Origin of the sequence: Nonomuraea glycinis, from assembly GCF_014646515.1 — a bacterium.
Taxonomy (GTDB): domain Bacteria; phylum Actinomycetota; class Actinomycetes; order Streptosporangiales; family Streptosporangiaceae; genus Nonomuraea; species Nonomuraea glycinis.
In genome coordinates this window covers 201,001-221,823 of sequence record NZ_BMNK01000001.1, presented here as the reverse complement: position 1 = coordinate 221,823, position 20,823 = coordinate 201,001, and the positions used below count along the sequence as shown (strand labels likewise).

Genomic DNA, 20,823 nt, shown 5'->3' with positions numbered 1-20,823 from the left:
CGCGCAGGTCGAAGTGCTTCGCTAACGGCCTGCGCGCCGGCGAAGTACTACGAGAATCTCACTGCGAAGCATGCCTTACACCATAGCCGCTCCGAATGCCCAAGTGTCAACTCAGTGGACACTCGTCTCATACAGTGAGACTCGTCTGCATGAGCGAGTCGACGCCCCTGGCCGCCATCGGCCGGGCCACCAGGAAGCCCTGCCCCCGGGTGCAGCCCATCTCCCGCAGCAGTTCGAGCTGCTCGGGCCGCTCGATCCCCTCGGCCACCACGACGAGGCCGAGGTCGTGGCCGAGCCGCACGATGGTGCGGGTGAGCAGGGTCAGCGTGTCGTCCCGGCCGAGACCCGACACGAAGGACGGATCGATCTTGATCATGTCGACCGGCAACTGCCGCAGGAACGCCAGCGAGGCGTAGCCGGTGCCGAAGTCGTCGATGGCCAGGCGTACGCCCAGGGCGCGCAGCTCCGACAGCCGCTTGATCGTCTCCTCGGCGTCCTCTACGAGCATCTCCTCGATGACCTCAAGGGTGAGCGCGGAGGCCGGCAGCCCGCTCTCCGCCAGCGCCTCCTCGACGGTCTCGACGAACCTCGGCGCGGTGATCTGACGCGCCGACAGGTTGAGCGACAGCCCGATGTCCCAGGACGAGGCGCGCCAGGCGGCCACCTCGCGGCAGGACTCGCGCAGGATCCACTCGCCCAGCGGCACGATCAGGCCGGTGTCCTCGGCCGGGCCGAGGAACTGGTCGGGCGGCACGAACACCGAGCCGCGCCACCAGCGCACGAGCGCCTCGACTGCGGTCACCCGGGAGGTCGCCAGGTCCACCACCGGCTGGTATTCGATGGCGAACTGCTGCTCGATGAGCGCCCGCTGCAGGTCGGCGGCCAGCTCCAGCCTGCGCACCACGTCGGCGTGCATCTGCGCGGCGAACACCTCGACCCGGCGGCCGCCCAGCTCCTTGGCGCGGGCCATGGCCACGTCGGCGTTGCGGATGAGGTCGCCGGCGGGCAGCTCGTCCTCGGCGAAGGCGACGCCCACGCTCGCGGTGAGCGCCACGTCGCGGTCGGCCACCCGGAACGGCTCCTGCGAGACCGTCCGCACCAGCCGCTCGGCCAGGTCGACGGCGTGCTGCGCCTCGCCGCCGGTCTCCACCAGCACCGCGAACTCGTCGCCGCCCCACCGGGCGAGCGTGTCGTCGGGGCGCACGGCCCCGCGCAGCCGGCGCGCGGCCTGCCCGAGGAGGTAGTCGCCGCTGGCGTGGCCGACGGAGTCGTTGACGGAGGTGAAACCGTCGAGGTCCAGGAAGATGACGGCCACGTGCCCGGTGCTGTGCCCCGAGCCGTGCCCGGTGAGCACCTCGCGGGTGCGCTCCTCGAAGTAGGAGCGGTTGGGCAGGCCGGTCACGCCGTCGTGGAAGGTGAGGTGCGCCACCTGGTTGCGCAGCGCCTCCTCGTCGCTCACGTCCCTCGCGGTGACCAGCAGCTGGTCCTCACCGCTCGCGTGGCGGGTGGCGACGGACTCGGTGGGCCGCCAGGTGCCGTCCGCGCCGCGCACCCGGCAGACGATCATGCAGGCGCCGGACTCGGCGTTCTCGTCGTCGTCCAGGCCCATCGCGAGCAGCGAGGACTTGATCTGCGGCACGTCCTCGGGGTGGATGTAGTCGAAGATCGATCCACCGACCAGCTCGTCGGGGCCGTAGCCGTAGGTGGCCTCGACCCCCGCGCCGATCTCATGCACCTTGCCGTCGTAGTCGCAGATGAGCACCACGTCGCCGGTGCTCTCGGCCAGGTCCCTGAGCTGCTTGTCGCCGAGCGAGACCAGCGTGCGCAGCCGGATGTTGACCCCCGACAGCACGAACACGCGCAGCAGCAGGAGCAGGACCACCGAGGCGGCGACCACCACCACGCCGGTGACGGGATGCTGCCCTGGCCCGCTCGCCAGGTGCACGAGCATGGTGCAGGTCGCCACGGCGACCAGCGCCGGCGGCACCAGCGAGATCAGGGTGCCGACGAGCGGCACGGCCGGCATCTCGCGCGGGCGCATCCATGGGATGGCGGCCAGCAACAGGAACGCCAGCGGCGCGAGGGTGAGGCTCCAGGTCGGCGGCGGGCCGCCGTCGAGCCGGGCCATGGCGCTGGCCATGCCGGCCACCGTCGTGGTGGCGAGCACGGCGACGCCCGCCGCGCCCAGCGGCCAGGCGGCGGACCTGCCGGTGACCACGGACGGGATGACCGCGCAGGTCACCACCAGCGCGAGCATCGGCGGCAGCAGCGCGAAGGTGAACAGCGCGGGGTCGGCGGTCTCGGCGTAGACCTGCCGCAGCACCGCCACCCAGGCGATCAGGAACAGCGAGGCGGCGCAGAGGTAGGAGCCGGCGAGATGCCGTAACACCGTCATGGCCGACAGCTTGCGACCGGCGGCGATCAGCGCGCCGCCGCCCGTCAGCACGGTGCCGAGCAGCACGAGGAGGTCGGCGAAGCTCGACATGAAACTGGAGCTCGCGGCGAACGGGCGCACGGCCATGCCCACGGCCCAGACGGCCGCGCCACCGCCCATCCAGCGCGTGCCCATCGCCATGGTCCGGTGCTCGACCGGCTGGATCGAGGCGATCAGGAGGGAGGCCGCGGCCAGCAGGGCCGCGAGGAATCCGGCGACGGAGCCGGCGAGGAGGGCCGGGCCGCCCGCGAGGAGCGCGGCCGCGAAACCCGCCACACCGATCGCCGTCGCGGCGGTCAAAGGTGCCCGTGAATCACGCCAGCGGATCACAGTCGTTGCCCATCCCGTCTCGAACCCTGCTCCCGTGACCGCCGAAGCCCGGCGGTGCACATCGCCAGTGTGTGCGGTCGTGGGTGCGCGGGTGGTGACAATGCCGATGTCGTCACCGATCTGATAACCACACCGACCCATTGCCGCCAGGATCTCCTTGACAGGCAGTCAGGAAATCCTGCTTAGACGCCACCGTACGCACTGAAGGTCACGGACCAGCCACGGTCCGGATTCCTCTCAATACGCGTCGGTGATGACGTTGTCGAGTGGATCGCCGGCGAGGTGCCGAGTCATTTGCGAGCGCATGAGCCGCAGCATGCGACGCGCCGAGGCAGGGGTGCTGCCCGCGACGTGCGGCGTGATCAGAACGCCGGGGGCGCTCCAGAGGGGGTGGCCCTCCGGCAACGGCTCGGGCGCGGTCACGTCGAGTGCCGCTCGCAGCCTACCGTCTTTGAGCTCGGCGACCAGCGCGTCGGTGTCGACGATCCCGCCCCTGGCGGCGTTGACGAGCACGGCGCCGTCCTTCATCCGCGCCAGGAAGGCGGCGTCCACCATGCCGGCGGTCGCCTCGGTGGCGGGCACGAGCAGCACCACGACGTCGGCGGCGGGCAGCAGCGCGGGCAGCTCCGCCATGCCGTGCACCCCCTCGCGCGCCCGCCTGGCCACCCGTACGACCTCGACCTCGAAGCCGTCGAGCCGCCTTTCGAGCGCCGCGCCGATGGAGCCGTAACCGACGATCAGCACGGTGGCGTCGGCCAGCACGCCGGTGTGGTGGTAGGTCCACTCGCCCCGGCGCTGCGCGTCGGTGAAGCCGGGGAACTCCCGGATCACCGCGATCATCGCGCCGACGGCCCATTCCGCGGTGCCGGCGTCGTGCACGCCGCGGGCGTTGCAGAGCACCGCGCCCTCCGGCAGGTGCGGCCGGTAGGCCTCCACGCCGGCGGTGACGGTCTGCAGCAGGCGCAGCGACCGCATCCTGGCCAGCGTCCCCGGCACGTCGGGCACCGGGATCAGCGGCGGGATCCACACCTCGACGTCCTCGATCCCCCCGGGCTCCGGCCCCGTGCCGTCGTAGACGGAGCAGCGCACATCGGGCAGGGCTGACAGGGCTTCGGCGACCTCGCCGGACGGGACCCAGGTTTCCATGCACGAAACTTTATGGCCCTGGGGTGAGTATGGGACACATGAGGAAGCTATGGACGATCATGTTGTTGACGGTGCTCACCGCCTGCTCCAGCGCCGGAGGGGACGCCTCGCCGACGGCGTCGGTGTCCGCGGCCGCGCCGCCGGGCGAGCCCCGGGTGGTGGCGCGCGACCTCGCCGTGCCGTGGGCGATCGCCTTCCTGCCGGGTGGCGACGCGCTGGTGACCGAGCGCGACACGGCCAGGCTGCTGCGAGTGGGCCAGAACGGCCAGGTCACCGCGCTGGGCACGATCGACGGCGTCGTCCCCGACGGTGAGGGCGGCCTGCTGGGCGTGGCGGTCAAGAACGAGCAGGTGTTCTTCTACTACACCGCCGCCTCGGACAACAGGATCGTCCGCTACCGCCTCAGCGGCGACACCCTGTCGCAGCCGCGGGTCATCGTGGCGGGCATCCCCAAGGGCGGCATCCACAACGGGGGCCGGCTGGCATTCGGCCCCGACGGCCACCTGTACGCCGGCACCGGGGAGACCGGCGACGGGGACCTCGCCCAGCGGCGCGACTCCCTGGCCGGCAAGATCCTGCGCATGACGGCCGACGGCGCCCCCGCGCCGGGCAACCCGTTCGGCACGCTCGTCTACAGCCTCGGCCACCGCAACGTGCAGGGCCTGGCCTGGGACGACTCGGGCAGAATGTACGCCTCGGAGTTCGGCGCCAGCACCTTCGACGAGCTCAACCGGATCGAGCCGGGCGCCAACTACGGCTGGCCGGAGGTCGAGGGCCGCGGCGACGATCCCGACTTCACCGACCCGATCGTCACCTGGGACACCTCCGAGGCCTCACCGTCCGGCCTGGCCTACGCCGGCGGCTCCCTGTGGATGGGCGCGCTGCAAGGCGAGCGCCTGTGGCAGATCCCGCTGGCGGCGGACGGCGCGCCGGGCACGCCGGTCGCGCACTTCACGAACACGTACGGCCGGCTCCGCGCGGTGACCACCACCCCCGACGGCGGCCTGTGGGTGAGCACCAGCAACAAGGACGGCCGAGGCGACGAGCGCGACGGCGACGACAAGATCCTCGCCGTCTCGCCGTCGTAGCGCTCAGCCCGTGCCGGTGCAGGTCACCTGGGTATGCGGCCGATACTTCGTGGTCACCTTCGGGTCGCGCTTGAGCTCGTCGCCGCCCTTGAAGAACACCCGGGTGACGTCCATCGTGAAGCCCTGCTGGCCGATGACCGGCCGGCAGCCGGCGGCGGCGCCGGTCTCGACGCGGAAGGGGGTGAAGTCCCGCTTCGCCGACTCCACGGCCTCGATCTTGTCGTAGCGCTTGGTGCTCCACAGCGCGACCGTCACGGACGTGGCGGTGGACGCGGTCTTGATCAGCACTCCGTGCTCGGAGTCGTTGCGCCACTTCAAATCCACGCCCGGGTAGAGCAGCGCGGCGTCACGGCCCGCCGGGTAGCGGTTGGAGTGGTAGTCCATCGGGGTGTGCGCGACGTCGTCGAACCCGCCGAAGAAGGCCGCGTTGTAGAGGGTGGTGGCGAGCTGCGAGGCGCCGCCGCCCATGACGGTGATCACCCTGCCGCCGACGGTCTGGGGCGCCAGCACGTAGCCGCCCTCGGCGGTGCGCTCCCCCACCACGTCGTTGAGCGAGAACGTCTGGCCGGGCAGCACGAGCCGCCCGTCGATGTCGGCCGCCATCTGCCGGACGTTGGTCACCCGCGGCAGGCAGCACTCGAAGGTCGAGGTGAACGAGGCCACGTTCTCCTTGATGCCGAGCCCTGTCACCTGCTCGGTGGTGACCTGAGGCGGCGCGGCGGCGAGCCTGACCGGGATGACGCGCGGGCCGCCGTTGCGGACCAGCTTGGCCAGGTCGCGGGCGAGCAGCTTGCTGTTGACCCCTCGGCCCTGGCGGGCGGGCACCAGCACGAGCTTGCCGTTCACGACGTCGTACGTCGCGTCGCGCGGCACCTGGGCCGCGTCCACCAGGCTGCTCTCCACCCCGGTGAGCGCCGTCTTGGCGTCGAACTGGGGCGCCAGGCTGCCCTCGCCGTCGCTGCCGAAGGTGAGGTTGGCCGCGATCGTCTGCGGGGTGAGCTGCGCCTGCCTGTCGCCGAGCGTCAGCGTGATCGGCGCCGCCACGGCCCTCTTGGCCTGTGCCTCGGCCTTGGTGATGGCCTCGGGGGTGGTCGTCGGCTGGGCGGGCTCGAGCGAGAGCACCGCCGAGCCGCTGCCGCGCAGGAACGCCTCGCTGATCAGGTGGACCGCTTTCGCCCGGTCGATGAGCGCGCCGTCGCGGGGCGGGGTGGCGACCGGCTGCAGGCCCTTGAACGTCACGCGCCCGTCGTGCGGCGGCTTGTCGACGGTCTCGGCCAGGGCGTCCACGGTCCTGGCGAGCTGGGAGGCGTCGACGGTCACCCGGGGCTCGATCTCGGTCGTGCCGGTCAGCGCCCGCCACACCTCGAAGGGGGTGGGGAAGCCGCTGGGTGCCTCGCCGATCGTGGTCACCACGTCGAGCTGGAGGCCGGCCTCGTCGGGCTGGATGGTGTCCTTGCTGGTGCCGATGTCGACCACGACGGGCTTGTTGAGCTTGGCGGCTAGCTCGGTGCGGAGCTTTTCGGCCGCCTGGGTCACGGTCAGGCCGCCGATGTCGACGCCGCCGACGCGGGTGCCGCGCAGGACCGAACCCGACATGAGCACCGCGGGCACCAGGTAGGCCATGGCGACGGCGATCAGCAGGAGCACGGTGATGGCCGGGAGTAAGCGACGGCGGCGGGGCGGATCCGGTTCGATCAGGGCGGGGGCCGGCCGTTCCCGGCCGAACGAGGGGGTCTCCTGCGGATTCCCGTTCACCGGCCAGGGCTGCGACGGCGGCGTGGCCGGGGGCAGCGCGCCGCCGTTCGGCGCGCTCTGTGCCGGCGGGGTGGCGCCGGCAGGACGGCGGGGCTCCTGCTGCTGCTGGCCCGGCGCGCCGAAGATGTCGCGGGAAACGCCCGGGGGCAGGCCCTCGATCTTGGGTTTCTTGGACGTGGCACGGCTGGGCAGCGGGACCGAACTGAACGGGTCGGTCGGCGATTCGATCGGTCCGGCGTTACGCACGCCTCAATCTCCTCCCGCTCCGCAGCCACGTCTCAGGCAACAGTAAGGCACGCAGGTCCGCATATGTCACGGGAAAAGACTACGGAAGTGCGTCAGCCTAGCCATCGATATCGGTGTTCTGGGCGCCCGGCCGAGCCGTAGCGCGGACGCGACTCGGCCCTGCCGTCGGCGCAGAGATACTCCAGATATCGGCGGGCGCTGACCCGCGACAGACCCGCGAGCTGGGCGGTCTCCGCGGCCGACAGGTCGTGTCCCGCCTCGCGCAGTGTCTGGGCGACCAGCGCGCAGGTCGCCGCCGACAGCCCCTTGGGCAGCGTCGCGGCGGTCGTCGGCGTGCCGAAGAGCCGGTCCACATCGTCCTGGCGGGCCTCGGGCCCGATGGCGGTGAACGTCTTACGGGTCCGGGCGTAGTGCTGCAGCCGTTCGGTCAGGGCGGCGGCGGTGAAGGGCTTGATCAGATAGTTGACCGCGCCGCCGCGCATCGCCTCCCTGACCGTGGGCACGTCGCGGGCCGCGCTGATCATCAGCACGTCCACGCCGGTCAGCGCCTTGAGCACGTCCAGGCCCGACATGTCGGGCAGATAGATGTCGAGCAGCACCAGGTCGGGCCGGTGCTCGGCCACCGCCTCGATCGCGCCGGCCCCGTGGTGCGCGGTCGCGACGACCTGGAAGCCGGGCACCCGCGAGACGTAGCCGCTGTGGATGCGGGCCACCATGAAGTCGTCGTCCACCACGAGCACGCGGATCCCGTTCATACCGCTCGTACGGGGACCTTCGCCGCCGGAAGCAGAGCCGCTCGTACGGGGACCTTCGCCGCCGGAAGCAGAGCCGTTCATACGGGGACCTTCGCCGCCGGGAGCAGAGCCGTTCATACGGGGACCTTCGCCGCCGGGAGCAGAGCCGTTCATACGGGGACCTTCGCCGCCGGGAGCAGGGCCGTGAAGACGGCGCCGCCCGAGTTGCGGACCTTCACCCAGCCGCCCCTGCGCAGGCACGCCTGCCGCGTCAGCGCCAGACCGAGGCCGCGGGTGCCGGAGCGCGCGGCCTTGGTCGTGAAGCCCTCCCTGAAGACTTCCTCGACCAGCTCGGGGGTGATCCCCGGGCCGGAGTCACCGACCCGCACCCGTAGTCCCCGCTCGTCGGCCGCGACCGACACCTCGATGGTGCCGCCCCTGCCGTCCAGCGCGTCGATCGCGTTGGCCACCAGGTTGCCGACGACCAGGACGGCGTCCTGCGGGTCGCCGAGCACGCCCTCGGGCACGGCGGAGTCCTCGGCCAGCACCAGCCGGGCGCCGCGCTCGGCGGCCTCGGCCGACTTGGCCAGCAGCAGGGCGGCGAGCGTGGGGTCGCGCACCCGATCGTGCAGATCGCTGGCGTAGGTGCCGCGGGTGGTGCTGGTGATGAAATTGATCGCCGCCTCGTGCTCGCCCATCTCCAGCAGCCCGACGACCGTGTGCATGCGGTTGGCGAACTCGTGCGCCTGGGCTCGCAGCGCCCCGGTGGCGCTGCTGGTGTCGTCCAGCTCGCGCGCCAGGCGTACCAGCTCGGTACGGTCGCGCAGGGTGATCACCCAGCCGCGGTGCTGGCCGCGGACGGCGACCGGCGTGCGGTTGAGCACCAGCACCCGGTCGCGGTGCAGCACGATCCGGTCCTCGCCCGGGTCGGCGCCGCCGAGCACGTCGCGCATCCGGTCGGAGACCGCCATCTGGGTCAGGTCGTCGCCGACGTCGCCGAGCAGCTCACGGGCGGCGTCGTTGACCAGCGTCACCCGGCCGTCGAGGTCGAGTGCCAGCACCCCCTCCTTGACGCCGTGCAGCACGCCCTCGCGCTGCTCCAGCAGCGCGGCGATGTCGCGCGGCTCCAGCCCGAACGTCTGCCTGCGCACCCGCGCGGTGATCAGCGCGGCGGCGGCGAGCCCGGCGGCGAGCACGACCAGCGCGGTCCACAGCAGCGGCGGCAGCGCGCCGGCGACCTCGTCCACGACGGTGGTCTCCAGGACGCCGACCGAGACCAGGCCGATGACGGTGCCGTACTCGTCGAGGACCGGGGTCTTGCCCCTGACCGTGATGCCGATGGTGCCCTTCTCGGTGCCGACCCAGCTGCGGCCGGTGCTCAGCACGTAGGTGCCGTCGGTGGACAGCCGTTTGCGGATCAGCGAGGCGTTGGGATGGGCGTAGCGGATCTGGTCGTCGTTGGCGATCACCACGTAGTCGGCGCCGGTGGTCTGCTGGACGCTCAGCGCGAGCGGCTGCAGCACCGCCTCGGGCCGCTGGAGCTCGAACGCCTCGCGCACCTCCGGCAGGCCCGCCACGGACTGCGCGATGGCCAGGGCGCGCTGCTGGTAGAGGGAGTCGAGCTGGGCGCGCGTGTGCTGGGCCCACACGCCGGCCGTGCTCCCGACGGCGAGCAGCACGATCGCCATCTGCAGCACGAACAACTGGGTGCCCAGCGAGGGGTCACGTACCCGTCTCACGGGACTCATGCAAACACTCCCAGGTCACGGGCGGATTGCGACCAATACGACCACTACGACGGCTACCCACAAAGCCTCGACTCCCTGGGTTGGGGACATCACCATCCAGTTCTCATCATGTGAAATCCCCCCACCCTTGGAGTGATCATGCGTTTGCGCATACTCGCCGCGCTCGCGGCGCTCTCCGTCCTCGCGGTCAGCGGCTGCGGCGACACCGGCTCCGGCGGCGGCACCAGCGCGCTGCGCATCATGGCTCCGGCCGCTCCCGGCGGCGGCTGGGACCAGACCTCCCGTGTGGCCGAGCAGGCGATCAAGTCCGCCGTCCCGGACCGCCAGGTCGAGGTCTTCAACGTGCCCGGCGCCGGCGGCACGATCGGGCTGGCCCAGCTCGCCGGCGAGAAGGGCAACGGCGACCTGCTGATGACCATGGGCCTGGTCATGGTCGGCGCGATCGAGCAGAACAAGTCGAAGGTCACACTGGCCGAGACGACGCCGATCGCCAAACTGACCGAGGAGTACGAGATCATCGTGGTCCCGGCCGAATCGCCGCTCAAGACGCTGGCCGACCTGGCCGCCGCCTGGAAGGCGGACCCGGCCAAGGTCTCCGTCGCGGGCGGCTCGGCGGGCGGCACCGACCACATCGTGGCCGGTCTGATGGCCAAGGCCGCGGGCGTGGACCCCAAGCAGGTCAACTACATCGCGCACTCCGGCGGCGGTGAGGCGCTCAACGCGCTGCTGGGCAACAAGGTCACCATCGGCGTCTCGGGCGTCGGCGAGTTCGCCGAGCACGTCAAGTCCGGCAAGCTGCGCGCGCTCGGGGTCACCTCCGCCGAGCGGCTGCCCGACCTGGACGCGCCCACGCTGAAGGAGGGCGGCATGGACGTGGAGCTGGCCAACTGGCGCGGCTTCGTGGCCCCCGCCGGCCTCAGCGACGCCGACCACAAGGCGCTGACCGACCTGGTGACCAAGATGCACGACTCGCAGGCCTGGAAGGACGCGGTGGCCAAGAACGGCTGGATCGACTCCTTCATGACCGGTCAGGAGTTCGCCGGTTACCTGAAGTCCGAGGAGACCCGGGTCAAGGCCATCATCGCCGAGATGGGGCTCGTTTCCTGATGTCGGCACCGGACGAGGCGGCCCCGGCCGGCAAGCGGCGGTGGTGGCGTCCCGAGCTCGGCCTGGCACTGGTCGTGCCGGCCTTGGGCGTCCTCGTCGTCCTCGGCACGCTGGACGTGTCGACGGCGGCCTCCCAGCTCGGCCTGGGGCCCCGGTTCTTCCCGATGCTGGTGGGCGGCTCCATGATCCTTGTGGGCCTGTTCTACGTGGCCGACGTGCTGCGCGGCGGGCGGGGCGACCCTGAGGAGAGCGAGGACGTGGACGTCGACGCGCCCTCGGACTGGCGCAGCGTCGGCCTGGTGAGCGGCGTCTTCCTGGCCTTCGTCGCCGTGCTGGACGTGCTCGGCTGGATCATCGCGGCGAGCCTGCTGTTCTTCGGGCTGGCGACGGTGCTCGGCGCCGAGCACCGACTGCGCACGGCGGGCATCGCGGTGGTCATGGGCGTCTCGACGTACCTGCTGTTCGTCAAGGGACTGGGCGTCACGCTGCCGGGCGGCCTGCTGCGGGGGGTGATCTAGGTGGAGTCGCTGCAACTGCTGCTCGACGGGTTCGGCTCGGCGCTCACCCCGGTCAACCTGCTGTACGCGCTCGTCGGCGTCACGCTCGGCACCCTGGTCGGCGTACTGCCCGGCATCGGGCCGGCGATGACCGTGGCGCTGCTGCTGCCGATCACCTTCACCGTGCCGCCGGCCAGCGCGTTCATCATGTTCGCGGGCATCTACTACGGCGGCATGTACGGCGGCTCGACCACCTCCATCCTGCTCAACACGCCCGGCGAGTCCTCCTCGATGATCACCGCGCTGGAGGGCAACAAGATGGCCCGGCGCGGGCGGGCCGCGCAGGCGCTGGCCACGGCGGCCATCGGCTCGTTCGTGGCGGGCACGATCGCCACCGCGCTGCTGGTGTTCGCCGCGCCCGCCGTGGTGAGCTTCGCCATCTCGTTCGGGCCGGAGGACTACTTCGCGCTGGCGATCCTGGCGTTCACCGCGGTGTCGTCGGTGCTGTCCCGCTCGGTGGTGCGCGGCCTGGCCTCGCTCGGGCTGGGCCTGATGATCGGGCTGGTGGGCATCGACCAGCAGACCGGGCAGGCCCGCCTCACGCTCGGCATCGCCCAGCTCCTCGACGGCATCGACGTGGTGATCGTCGCGGTGGGGCTGTTCGCGGTGGGCGAGGCGCTGTACGTGGCCTCCCGGCTGCGCCACGCGCCGCCCGAGGTGGTGCCCGTCGGCCGGGCCTGGATGGGCCGCGCCGACTGGGGCCGCTCGTGGCGGCCGTGGCTGCGCGGCACCGCGCTGGGCTTCCCGTTCGGCGCGCTGCCCGGCGGCGGCGCGGAGATCCCCACATTCCTGTCGTACGCCGCCGAGAAGCGCCTGGCGCGCGGGGTGGCCCGCGAGGAGTACGGCAAGGGCGCCATCGAGGGCGTGGCGGGGCCGGAGGCGGCCAACAACGCCTCGGCCGCCGGCACCCTGGTCCCGCTGCTCACCCTGGGCCTGCCGACGTCGGCGACGGCCGCGATCATGCTCGCCGCCTTCCAGCAGTACGGCCTGCAGCCCGGCCCGCAGCTCTTCGACCACAACCCGGCCCTGGTGTGGGGCATGATCGCGTCGCTGTTCATCGGCAACACGATGCTGCTCGTGCTGAACCTGCCCCTGGCCCCGGTGTGGGCGAAACTCCTGCGCATCCCGCGGCCGTACCTGTACGCCGGGATCGTGTTGTTCGCGGCGCTGGGCGTCTACGCGCTCAACGCCAGCGCGGTCGACCTGGTGGTGTTGTACCTGCTCGGGGTGCTCGGGTTCGCGATGCGCCGGTTCGGGCTGCCGGTCGCGCCGGCGGTCATCGGGATGATCCTGGGACCGATGGCGGAGATCCAGCTCCGGCGCGCCCTGGCCATCGGGGCGGGTGACGTCGGCGTACTGGTGCGCAGTCCGATCGCGGTGGTCCTGCTGGTGCTGTCGGCGCTGGCGCTGCTGACGCCGCTGTTCAGGACGCTCCTGGCCCGGCGGACCGGCGGGCCGCCGCTGCCCGTCTCCCGGGAGGACTGACTCCCTCCCGGGAGGACCGACTCCGAGGGGGCGGGCTTCCCCGCCCCCTCGGGACGGTTCACGCCCTTCTGAAAGCCGGTACGGCGGACCGGACGGCACGTGGCGCGATCGCCAGCCCGGCCAGGGCCATGACCAGCGCGGCCGCGAAGACGGCCCAGTAGCCGGAGCCCACGGCGGTGAACAGCGCGCTGGTGACGGCGACGGCCACCACCGAGAACACCGCCTCGCCCACCTGCAGCGCCGAGCTGTTGACCCCCTCCTCGCCCGGCTCGGACAGCTCCAGGGTGAGCACCGACAGCGTCGGATAGATCAGCCCCATGCCGAACCCGGCCACGATCCACGACGGGTAAGCCAGCGCGACGGGCACCGCCGCGAATGTCACGGCCCCCATGAGCAGGACGCCCGCCGCCAGCATGGCCGAGCCCAGCCGCAGGTTCGTGATCTGGCTGAACACCTCTCGTCCCTGCAGCCACGAGGCGAAGGACCAGGTCACCGCGCCTCCGGTGAGCGCGATCCCGGCCCACAGCGGCGACAGCCCGCGCTCCTGGATGAGCATGAGCGGAATGATCACCTCGGTGGCGAAGAGCGCCCCGGTGGCCAGGCCGCGCAGCGCCACGACCGCGGGCAGTCCTCTGGCGGCCTTGAGCGTCCCGGCGGGCAGCAACCGGGGCAGCGCCACGGCCAGGATCGCCAGGCCGATGACCAGCAGGACGACCGGCCCGTTGCTGCCGTACTGCATGAGGCCCGCGGCGACGGCGGTGACCGCCGCCCACCCGACCATGGCGAGCAGGCCGGGGGCGGGCGTGCCCTGTCCGCCCCTGACCGGCTGGCCCGCGAGCCCGCGCCACAGCAGCAGGCCGCCCACCACCGTCAGGAACGGCACCAGCAGGAACACCCAGCGCCAGTCCCACACCTCGACGATGACGCCGACGATCCCGGGGCCCACCATGGACGGCACCACCCAGGCGGTCGCGAACAGCGAGAAGATCTTCGGGTGCAACTCCTCCGGATAGACCCGGGCCACCACCACGTACAGCGCCACGTTCACCAGCGCCCCGCCGAACCCCTGCACCAGCCGGCCGGCGATCAGCACCTCCATGTACGGCGCGGTCCCGGCCATGATCAGCCCAGCGGCGAAAGCGGCCACCCCGGTCCACAACGGGGCCAGCGGCCCGCGTAGATCGGCCCACCGGCCGCCCAGCACGGTCCCCACCACCCCGGCCGCCATCGCCCCGCTGAACGCCAGGCCGTACAGCTCGATCCCGCCGAGGTCGGCCGCCACCACCGGCATGGCGATCGCGACCGCGACGTATTCGAAGGCCACCAGCGACACCATCGCCACCAGGCCTGCCGTCAATGCTTTCCGTGTCATGTCTGCGACGCTAGGCCACGACCCCGGCGCGGCGCCTCCGGCCCTGGCCCTAGGTCTATGCACGAGAATAGACCTAGGACCTCAGGTCCGGCCGGCCAGCGCGCGGACCGTGCGGTCCTGCTCCGCGACGGTGCCGAACGGCGCGGCGAGAAAGTCGGTTACCCCCGCGTCGGCCAGCCTGGCGAGCCCGCGGGCCACCGCCCTCGCGTCCCCCACCACGGCCACGTCCTGCGGTCCCGCCACGCCTTCGCGGTCCAGCATCGCCCGATATTCCGGCACCTGCCCGGCGAGCCCGAACTGCTCGGCGATCCGCCCGCGCACCCCCGCCTCGTCCTCCGTCACGCAGACCGGCAGCCCCGCGACCACGCGCGGCGCTGGCCTGCCCGCCGACTCGGCGGCCCTGGTGATGGACGGCACGATGTGCTCGGCGAGCGTCCTCGGGCCGGTCATCCAGGTCACGGTGCCGTCGGCCAACTCGCCCGCGACGTTGAGCATGGCCGGGCCGAGCGCGGCCACCAGCACCTGTGGCGGCTCGGCGCCCGGCACCTCCGTCCGTCCTGAGGCGGTGATCAGCTCGCCCTGGTGGGCGACGCTCTCCCCGCGCAGGAGCGGCCGGAGCACCGTCAGATACTCGCGCATCCGGGTGGCGGGCCGGTCCGACGGCAGGCCGTACATGGAGGTGACCATCATCGCGACGCCCGCCCCGACACCGAGCGTGAGGCGGTTGCCGGTGGCGGCCTGGACGCTGAGCGCCTGGCTCGCCAGCACCAGCGGGTGGCGCTGCGGCACGGGGACCACGGCGGTGCCGAGCGAGATGTCCGGCACCAGCGCGCCGGCCACGGCCAGCGAGGTGAGCGCGTCCCAGCCGAACGCCTGACTCGACCAGGCCGTGTCGTAGCCGAGCTCGGCGGCCATGCGCACCTGGCCGATGAGGTCGGCCGGCGGCGTGGGGCCGCGCAGGTCTCCGATGGCGATGCCGATCCGCATATATGCCTCCCGATTAACCGGAGAACCTCTCCGATTGAATTGGAGGCTAGGATATGGAGAGCCTCTCCAGTTAGCAACTCCAGGAGCTTCCGTGATGATGCGTGCCGACGCCCGGCGCAACCGCGAACGGATCGTGGCCGCCGCCCGGGAGGTGTTCGCGGAGCAGGGGCCCGGCGCCTCGCTCAACCAGGTCGCCCAGCGGGCCGGCGTGGGCGCCGGGACGCTCTACCGGCACTTCCCCACCTCGCAGGACCTGTTCGTCGAGATCATCCAGGATCAGGTGGCGGCGCTGTGCGCGCACGGGCGCGAGCTGACGGGCCACCCCTCACCCGGCGAGGCGCTGCACCTCTGGCTGCGCGCGGTGGCGGTGCACGCGACGGCGATGCGCGGGCTCGTCGCGGTCGAGATGGCGGGCGCGGGCCCCGCGCTGGCGGCCTGCCACGCTCAGATCGAGGCGACCGGCGCCGCGCTCCTGGCCCGTACGCGCCACGCCGGCACAACGCGTATCGCCGATCTGCTCACCCTCGCCAACGCCATCGGCTGGGCGGCCGAGCGGTCCCCTGGCGACCCCGGCCTCGTCGACCGCCTCCTGGCCCTGGTCGTCACCGGCGAATGACGCGAAAGGCCCCGTCACGGGTGTGACGGGGCCCCTGCGTACGGCGTCGTGACTCCAAGACGCCCGGCTTCTCCAGGATCGTTATTCCGAGACGCCCAGCTTCCCCAGGATCGTTATTCTGAGACGCCCAGCTTCTCCAGGATCAGCGCGCGCGCCCGAGCGGCGTCGGCCTTGCCACGGCTGGCCTTCATGACGCCACCCACCAGCGCGCCCGCGGCGGCGATCTTGCCGGAGCGGACCTTCTCGGCGGCGTCGGCGTTGGCCGCGAGCACCTCGTCGATGATCGACGACAGCGCGCCGTCGTCGCTCACGATCTTCAGGCCGCGCTTCTCGACCACCTCGTCGGGCGAGCCCTCGCCGGCCAGCACGCCCTCCAGCACCTCGCGGGCCAGCTTGTCGTTGAGCGCGCCGGAGGCCACCAGCACGGTGACCCGGGCGATCTGCGCCGGCGTGATCGGCAGGTCGGCCAGCGCGACGCCGGTCTCGTTGGAACGGCGGGCCAGCTCGCCCATCCACCACTTGCGCGCGTCCGCGGCCGGCGCGCCCGCCGCGACCGTGGCCTCCACCAGGTCGATCGCGTCGGCGTTGTGCATGGCCTGCATGTCCAGGTCGCTCAGGCCCCACTCGGCCTTCAGCCGCTGGCGCTTGGCCGACGGCAGCTCCGGCAGCGCCGCCTTCAGCTCCGCCACCCAGGCCCGGTCCGGCGCGATCGGCAGCAGGTCGGGCTCGGGGAAGTAGCGGTAGTCCTGCGCCTCCTCCTTGGACCGGCCCGACGTGGTCGTGCCGGTGTCCTCGTGGAAGTGCCTGGTCTCCTGCACGATCCGGCCGCCGCCGGACAGCACCTCCGCCTGCCGCTCGATCTCACTGCGCACCGCCCGCTCGACGCTGCGTAGCGAGTTGACGTTCTTGGTCTCGGTACGGGTGCCCCACTCGGAGGCGCCGCGCGGCATGAGCGAGACGTTCACGTCGCAGCGCAGCGAGCCCTCCTCCATGCGCACGTCGGAGACGCCCAGCGAGCGCATGACCTCACGCAGCTCGGTGACATAGGCCTTGGCCACCTCGGGCGCCAGCCGGTCGGTGCCCGGGATCGGCTTGGTGACGATCTCCACCAGCGGGATGCCCGCGCGGTTGTAGTCGACGATCGAGTAGTCGGCGCCGTGGATGCGGCCGGTCGCGCCGCCCATGTGGGTGGACTTGCCGGTGTCCTCCTCCAGGTGCACCCGTTCGATCTCGATCCGCACCGGCTTGCCGTCGACCTCGATGTCGAGGTAGCCGTCGAAGCAGAGCGGCTCGTCGTACTGCGAGATCTGGTAGTTCTTCGGCATGTCCGGATAGAAGTAGTTCTTCCGGGCGAAGCGGCACCACTCGGCGATGGAGCAGTTGAGCGCCAGGCCGATGCGGATCGTCGACTCGATCGCCATGACGTTGGCCACGGGCAACGCCCCGGGCAGCGCCAGGCAGGTCGGGCAGACGTTCGTGTTGGGCGGCGCGCCGAACACGGCCGCGCACCCGCAGAACATCTTCGACCGGGTGCCCAGCTCGACGTGCGTCTCCAGCCCGAGCACCGGCTCGAAACGATCGAGCGCTTCGGCGTACGGCATGCCCGTCTCGACAGTCATGTTGAAGTCCTTAGTTCAAATCGCGTTCGAAACTATCAAAGAGAAGCTCAGAGAAAGCCATGCCCTCTCAGGACCTCCGAGGTCGCCTCGACCCAGGTGGCGTAGGCCGGGAGCTGTGCCAGCACGGCGAGATCGACATGATCGCCGGCGAAAGCGAAGTGCTCGCCGACCTTGCGGTGGGCGACACCCGCCAGAACCGTCCTTAACGCGGCTTTCGGGTCCGGAATTCGCTCCACCTCCCTGGGCCTTGGCGGCAGGACACCCGTGTTGGCACCCGGCACCTTCTTCCACACCTCAGAGTCCGCGAGGAGCCATGCTTCGGTCTCCCTTACGGGCACCAGAGGGATGATCGGCCGCTTCACCCCACGGTCCGCCAGGTGGCCCGCGAGGCGATCGGCCTTACCCCGTTCACGATGATCGCTGTGCAGGAAGATCAGGTGACAGTCGCCGGCCAGCTCCTCGACCGCCGCGCCGATCCGGCTGTCGTCCTTGGTCATCCGGCAGCCCGCGTACTGCACGGACTGCACGTCGATCGAGCGGGGAGCGAGGTCCGTCAGCGCGCGGAGCTGCCGAGCGATGACCGTGCCGAGGAAGACCTCGTCAGTGTCTCCCTCGGCGACCAACCCTGGAACGAGTGGACGGCTCATGGCGCCGATCCCACGGTGCTGAGGTAGGTCCGGACCTGCCGGGGAGACACGAACGTACCGGGCTCCCCCTCCGATCGCACCGGCTTGGCCACTGTCACCCGCGACCGAGGTGCTCCCCCTCCGGTTCTCCAGGCCGAATCCAGGAAGACGAGCGAGTCCGGAGCCATCTCGTAGAGAGTGGACACCGCCACGGGAGAGTGCGTGGTCAGGATGACCTGGCGCCAGGACCGGCCCACCGTTTCCACCCGTTGGGCGATCCGCTGGAGCAACTGGCCCAGCCTGCTCGGGTGGAGACCATTCTCGATCTCCTCCACCATGAGCAGCCCGGACGACGTGCGATCATAGAGCGCCGCCAGCAGCGCCAGCACGCGCAGCGTGCCATCGGAAGCGAGCCGACCCGGCATGGGTTCGTGGTCGACCAGGATGTCGAACGACCACTCCTCCTGACGCTCGTCGAAAACCGGGCGGACCCCTGTGACGTCAGGCACCAAGGCGGACAGGTCGACCATGAGATCGTCCAACTCGCCGGTTTCGGCCATCCGGCCGAGCACGGCGGCCAGATTTCCGGCGTTCTCCGCCAGAGGTCTGTGGTCGAGTGCCGTGACCGGCCGCCGGGCGGCGGCCGGATCCGGCACGTGAAAGTGCCACGAGCTCGCTTCTTCCGGCCAGACCTTGCTCATGGCCCAAGCCGGCTGAGCCTCCACTTCCCATCGCGCGTCCTCACGGCTCGCCATGATCAACGCGTCGACGCTCTGCGACTCGCCTTGCACGCCGACATGAGCTCGCACCCCGATGGTGAAGTCGGCCACGGACCGCTGACCGAGCGGCCGGTGGAAGAGCTCCTGCGGCTTCCCCCTGCGCGCGTCGAGAAGGGGATCCTCAAGTGAGGCCCGCCCCTTCCACCGGTCCGCCAGGAGCGCCGCCCGCGCGAAGGCCAACGCGTCCAGCAGATTGGACTTTCCGCTCGAATTCGGGCCCACGAGAGCGAGGAACGGCGGCACGTCGAGCTCGAAGTCCAGGAAGGACTTGAACCCGTCGATCTCGATCCGCGTCAGCACGCCGTCCCTCCCTCTCCTAGAGCGCCGGAGCCTTGGCCAGCAGGCCACCGCCCCAGCGGCTCTCCAGGGCCTTCTCCACGGCGGCGCCGACGCGGTAGCAGCGGTCGTCGCCCAGCACCGGGGCCATGATCTGCAGGCCGACCGGCAGGCCGTCCTCGTCCGCCAGGCCGCACGGCACCGACATGGCCGCGTTGCCCGACAGGTTGGACGGGATGGTGTAGAGGTCGGCGAGGTACATCGCCATCGGGTCGTCGGCGCGCTCGCCGATCGGGAACGCCGTGGTCGGCGTCGTGGGCGAGATCAGCACGTCGACCTGGTGGAAGGCGGCCTCGAACTCGCGCGAGATGACGGTGCGGACCTTCTGGGCCTGGCCGTAGTAAGCGTCGTAGTAGCCGCTCGACAGGGCGTAGGTGCCCAGCATGATGCGCCGCTTGACCTCGGGGCCGAAACCGGCCGCCCTGGTCAGCGCCATGACCTCCTCGGCGCTGCGGGTGCCGTCGTCGCCGACGCGCAGGCCGTAGCGCATGGCGTCGAAGCGCGCCAGGTTGGACGAGCACTCCGACGGCGCGATGAGGTAGTAAGCCGGCAGGGCGGTCTCGAAGGACGGGCAGGAGACCTCGACGACCTTCGCGCCGAGCGACTCCAGCAGCTGGACGGCCTCGTTGAAGCGGGCCAGCACGCCCGGCTGGGCGCCCTCCCCGGCGAACTCCCTGATGACGCCGATCCGCATGCCGGAGACGTCGGCGTTCCTGGCCGCCTCGACGACCGACGGCACCGGGGCGTCGATCGAGGTGGAGTCCATCGGGTCGTACCCGGAGAACGTCTCCTGCAGCATCGCGGCGTCCAGCACGGTGCGGGCGAACGGGCCCGGCGTGTCGAGCGAGCTGGCGAAGGCGATCAGGCCGTAGCGGGACGAGCCGCCGTAGGTCGGCTTCATGCCCACGATGCCGGTCACCGCGGCGGGCTGGCGGATAGAGCCGCCCGTGTCGGTGCCGGTCGACAGCGGCGCCTCGTAGGAGGCGACGGCCGCGCTGGACCCGCCCGACGACCCGCCGGGAACCCTGGTCAGGTCCCACGGGTTGTGCGTCAGCTGGTAGGCGGAGTTTTCCGTGGAGGAGCCCATGGCGAACTCGTCCAGGTTGGTCTTGCCCAGGATGACCAGCCCGGCCTCGCGCAACCGGCGGGTCACGGTCGCGTCGTACGGCGGATGCCAGCCCTCAAGGATCTTGGACGCGGCCGTGGTCGGCATGTCGCGGGTCGCGAAGATGTCCTTGTGCGCGATCGGCACCCCGGCCAGCGGGCCGAGCTTCTCGCCCGCCTGAAGCCGGGCGTCGACGGCCCGCGCCTGCTCCAGCGTGGTCTCCCGGTCGACGTGCAGGAACGCGCCCACCTTGGGCTCGACCTCGGCCATCCGGTCGAGATGCGCCCCGGCCACCTCGGCGGCGCTCACCTCGCCGGCGGCGATCATCGCGCCCAGCTCGGCGGCGGTGTTGTGAATCAGACTCATGCCTCCTCCCCGAGGATGCGCGGCACCCGGAAGCGGTCGTCCTCGACGGCGGGCGCGCCCGACAGGGCCTGCTCGGGCGTCAGGGACGGTCGCACCTCGTCGGGACGGAAAACATTGGTCAGCGGAAGAGCGTGCGACGATGGCGGCACATCCTCGGCGGCGACCTCTGCCACCTTCGCGACCGACTCGATGATGGCATCGAGTTGCGTGGCGTAGTGGTCGAGCTCGTCGTCGGTAAGCGCCAGCCTGGACAACCGGGCCAGATGCGCGACCTCGTCGCGGGTTATGGCGGACATGAGTCGTTGAACCCGTTTCGTGGATGGAGTTCGGACACTCACATCCTAGGGGCCTTGACGGATGGCCCCCGAACCCTTAACCACCTGGAAA

17 protein-coding genes are annotated in these 20,823 nt (G+C 71.4%); 5 read left to right on the top strand and 12 right to left on the bottom strand.

Features of this window, described 5'->3' with window-relative positions; all coding sequences use genetic code 11:
- Positions 1-127: 127 nt before the first annotated feature.
- Both IEY87_RS01005 and IEY87_RS01000 read right to left on the bottom strand, forming a co-directional pair.
- Positions 128-2,734 (bottom strand): putative bifunctional diguanylate cyclase/phosphodiesterase, encoded by a 2,607-nt coding sequence (locus IEY87_RS01005; protein WP_225276855.1) that lies wholly within the window; start codon positions 2,732-2,734, stop codon positions 128-130.
- Positions 2,735-3,001: 267 nt separating this feature from the next.
- On the bottom strand, positions 3,002-3,910 hold the full coding sequence (locus tag IEY87_RS01000; RefSeq protein ID WP_189136537.1) for a 2-hydroxyacid dehydrogenase: 909 nt from the start codon (positions 3,908-3,910) through the stop codon (positions 3,002-3,004).
- Between the two features lie 38 nt (positions 3,911-3,948).
- Here IEY87_RS01000 and IEY87_RS00995 point away from each other — a divergent pair, with 38 nt between their 5' ends.
- On the top strand, positions 3,949-4,998 hold the full coding sequence (locus IEY87_RS00995) for a PQQ-dependent sugar dehydrogenase (protein WP_189136536.1): 1,050 nt from the start codon (positions 3,949-3,951) through the stop codon (positions 4,996-4,998).
- Positions 4,999-5,001: 3 nt separating this feature from the next.
- Here the strand turns inward: IEY87_RS00995 and IEY87_RS00990 are convergent, their stop codons facing one another.
- The 3 genes from IEY87_RS00990 to IEY87_RS00980 form a co-directional block, all read right to left on the bottom strand.
- The gene (locus IEY87_RS00990; RefSeq protein WP_189136535.1) at positions 5,002-6,999 is read right to left on the bottom strand and encodes a VanW family protein; all 1,998 of its coding nucleotides are present in this window, start codon (positions 6,997-6,999) and stop codon (positions 5,002-5,004) included.
- Positions 7,000-7,091: 92 nt separating this feature from the next.
- Complete coding sequence (locus tag IEY87_RS00985) at positions 7,092-7,754, bottom strand: response regulator (protein ID WP_189136534.1); 663 nt, start codon at positions 7,752-7,754, stop codon at positions 7,092-7,094.
- Between the two features lie 149 nt (positions 7,755-7,903).
- A complete protein-coding gene (locus tag IEY87_RS00980; RefSeq protein ID WP_373294316.1) occupies positions 7,904-9,472 on the bottom strand; it encodes an ATP-binding protein in 1,569 nt (522 codons plus the stop codon).
- A 147-nt stretch (positions 9,473-9,619) separates the two neighbouring features.
- On the opposite strand from IEY87_RS00980, the gene IEY87_RS00975 reads away from it, so the two are divergent.
- Genes IEY87_RS00975 through IEY87_RS00965 form a run of 3 tightly spaced genes read left to right on the top strand, consistent with a single transcriptional unit; the run spans position 9,620 to position 12,630 of the window.
- Positions 9,620-10,588 carry a Bug family tripartite tricarboxylate transporter substrate binding protein gene (locus IEY87_RS00975; RefSeq protein WP_189136532.1) on the top strand — a complete coding sequence of 323 codons (969 nt, stop codon included), beginning with the start codon at positions 9,620-9,622 and terminating at the stop codon, positions 10,586-10,588.
- Entirely contained in the window at positions 10,588-11,106 is a 519-nt protein-coding gene (locus tag IEY87_RS00970; RefSeq protein ID WP_189136531.1) for a tripartite tricarboxylate transporter TctB family protein, read from the top strand. The genes IEY87_RS00975 and IEY87_RS00970 overlap by 1 nt, the downstream gene beginning before the upstream one ends.
- On the top strand, positions 11,107-12,630 hold the full coding sequence (locus tag IEY87_RS00965; protein ID WP_189136530.1) for a tripartite tricarboxylate transporter permease: 1,524 nt from the start codon (positions 11,107-11,109) through the stop codon (positions 12,628-12,630).
- Positions 12,631-12,688: 58 nt separating this feature from the next.
- Here the strand turns inward: IEY87_RS00965 and IEY87_RS00960 are convergent, their stop codons facing one another.
- Together IEY87_RS00960 and IEY87_RS00955 are read right to left on the bottom strand one after the other, a co-directional pair.
- Positions 12,689-14,002, bottom strand: a complete 1,314-nt coding sequence (locus tag IEY87_RS00960; RefSeq protein WP_189136529.1) for an MFS transporter — start codon at positions 14,000-14,002, stop codon at positions 12,689-12,691.
- A gap of 81 nt (positions 14,003-14,083) precedes the next feature.
- Complete coding sequence (locus IEY87_RS00955; protein WP_189136528.1) at positions 14,084-14,989, bottom strand: TIGR03564 family F420-dependent LLM class oxidoreductase; 906 nt, start codon at positions 14,987-14,989, stop codon at positions 14,084-14,086.
- A 94-nt stretch (positions 14,990-15,083) separates the two neighbouring features.
- Between IEY87_RS00955 and IEY87_RS00950 the strand changes: the two genes are divergently transcribed.
- A complete protein-coding gene (locus IEY87_RS00950) occupies positions 15,084-15,605 on the top strand; it encodes a TetR/AcrR family transcriptional regulator (RefSeq protein WP_225276895.1) in 522 nt (173 codons plus the stop codon).
- Between the two features lie 113 nt (positions 15,606-15,718).
- Here IEY87_RS00950 and gatB read toward each other — a convergent pair whose 3' ends face one another.
- From gatB to gatC, 5 genes are read right to left on the bottom strand one after another with little or no spacing between them, the layout of a single operon-like run.
- On the bottom strand, positions 15,719-17,224 hold the full coding sequence (gene gatB / locus IEY87_RS00945; RefSeq protein ID WP_189136527.1) for an Asp-tRNA(Asn)/Glu-tRNA(Gln) amidotransferase subunit GatB: 1,506 nt from the start codon (positions 17,222-17,224) through the stop codon (positions 15,719-15,721).
- Between the two features lie 47 nt (positions 17,225-17,271).
- On the bottom strand, positions 17,272-17,871 hold the full coding sequence (locus IEY87_RS00940; RefSeq protein WP_189136526.1) for a DUF4276 family protein: 600 nt from the start codon (positions 17,869-17,871) through the stop codon (positions 17,272-17,274).
- On the bottom strand, positions 17,868-18,929 hold the full coding sequence (locus IEY87_RS00935) for an AAA family ATPase (RefSeq protein WP_189136525.1): 1,062 nt from the start codon (positions 18,927-18,929) through the stop codon (positions 17,868-17,870). The genes IEY87_RS00940 and IEY87_RS00935 overlap by 4 nt, the downstream gene beginning before the upstream one ends.
- Positions 18,930-18,945: 16 nt before the next feature.
- Entirely contained in the window at positions 18,946-20,436 is a 1,491-nt protein-coding gene (gatA, locus tag IEY87_RS00930) for an Asp-tRNA(Asn)/Glu-tRNA(Gln) amidotransferase subunit GatA (RefSeq protein WP_189136524.1), read from the bottom strand.
- Positions 20,433-20,732, bottom strand: a complete 300-nt coding sequence (gatC, locus tag IEY87_RS00925) for an Asp-tRNA(Asn)/Glu-tRNA(Gln) amidotransferase subunit GatC (RefSeq protein WP_189136523.1) — start codon at positions 20,730-20,732, stop codon at positions 20,433-20,435. Before gatC ends, gatA begins: the two co-directional genes overlap by 4 nt.
- Between the last annotated feature and the right edge of the window lie 91 nt (positions 20,733-20,823).

Coding starts and splice junctions, on each gene's coding strand:
- IEY87_RS01000 (WP_189136537.1), bottom strand. CDS start 3,910: ATGGAAACCTGGGTCCCGTCCGGCGAGGTCGCCGAAGCCCTGTCAGCC.
- IEY87_RS00995 (WP_189136536.1), top strand. CDS start 3,949: ATGAGGAAGCTATGGACGATCATGTTGTTGACGGTGCTCACCGCCTGC.
- IEY87_RS00985 (WP_189136534.1), bottom strand. CDS start 7,754: ATGAACGGGATCCGCGTGCTCGTGGTGGACGACGACTTCATGGTGGCC.
- IEY87_RS00975 (WP_189136532.1), top strand. CDS start 9,620: ATGCGTTTGCGCATACTCGCCGCGCTCGCGGCGCTCTCCGTCCTCGCG.
- IEY87_RS00970 (WP_189136531.1), top strand. CDS start 10,588: ATGTCGGCACCGGACGAGGCGGCCCCGGCCGGCAAGCGGCGGTGGTGG.
- IEY87_RS00960 (WP_189136529.1), bottom strand. CDS start 14,002: ATGACACGGAAAGCATTGACGGCAGGCCTGGTGGCGATGGTGTCGCTG.
- IEY87_RS00955 (WP_189136528.1), bottom strand. CDS start 14,989: ATGCGGATCGGCATCGCCATCGGAGACCTGCGCGGCCCCACGCCGCCG.
- IEY87_RS00950 (WP_225276895.1), top strand. CDS start 15,084: ATGATGCGTGCCGACGCCCGGCGCAACCGCGAACGGATCGTGGCCGCC.
- gatB (WP_189136527.1), bottom strand. CDS start 17,224: ATGACTGTCGAGACGGGCATGCCGTACGCCGAAGCGCTCGATCGTTTC.
- IEY87_RS00940 (WP_189136526.1), bottom strand. CDS start 17,871: ATGAGCCGTCCACTCGTTCCAGGGTTGGTCGCCGAGGGAGACACTGAC.
- gatA (WP_189136524.1), bottom strand. CDS start 20,436: ATGAGTCTGATTCACAACACCGCCGCCGAGCTGGGCGCGATGATCGCC.
- gatC (WP_189136523.1), bottom strand. CDS start 20,732: ATGTCCGCCATAACCCGCGACGAGGTCGCGCATCTGGCCCGGTTGTCC.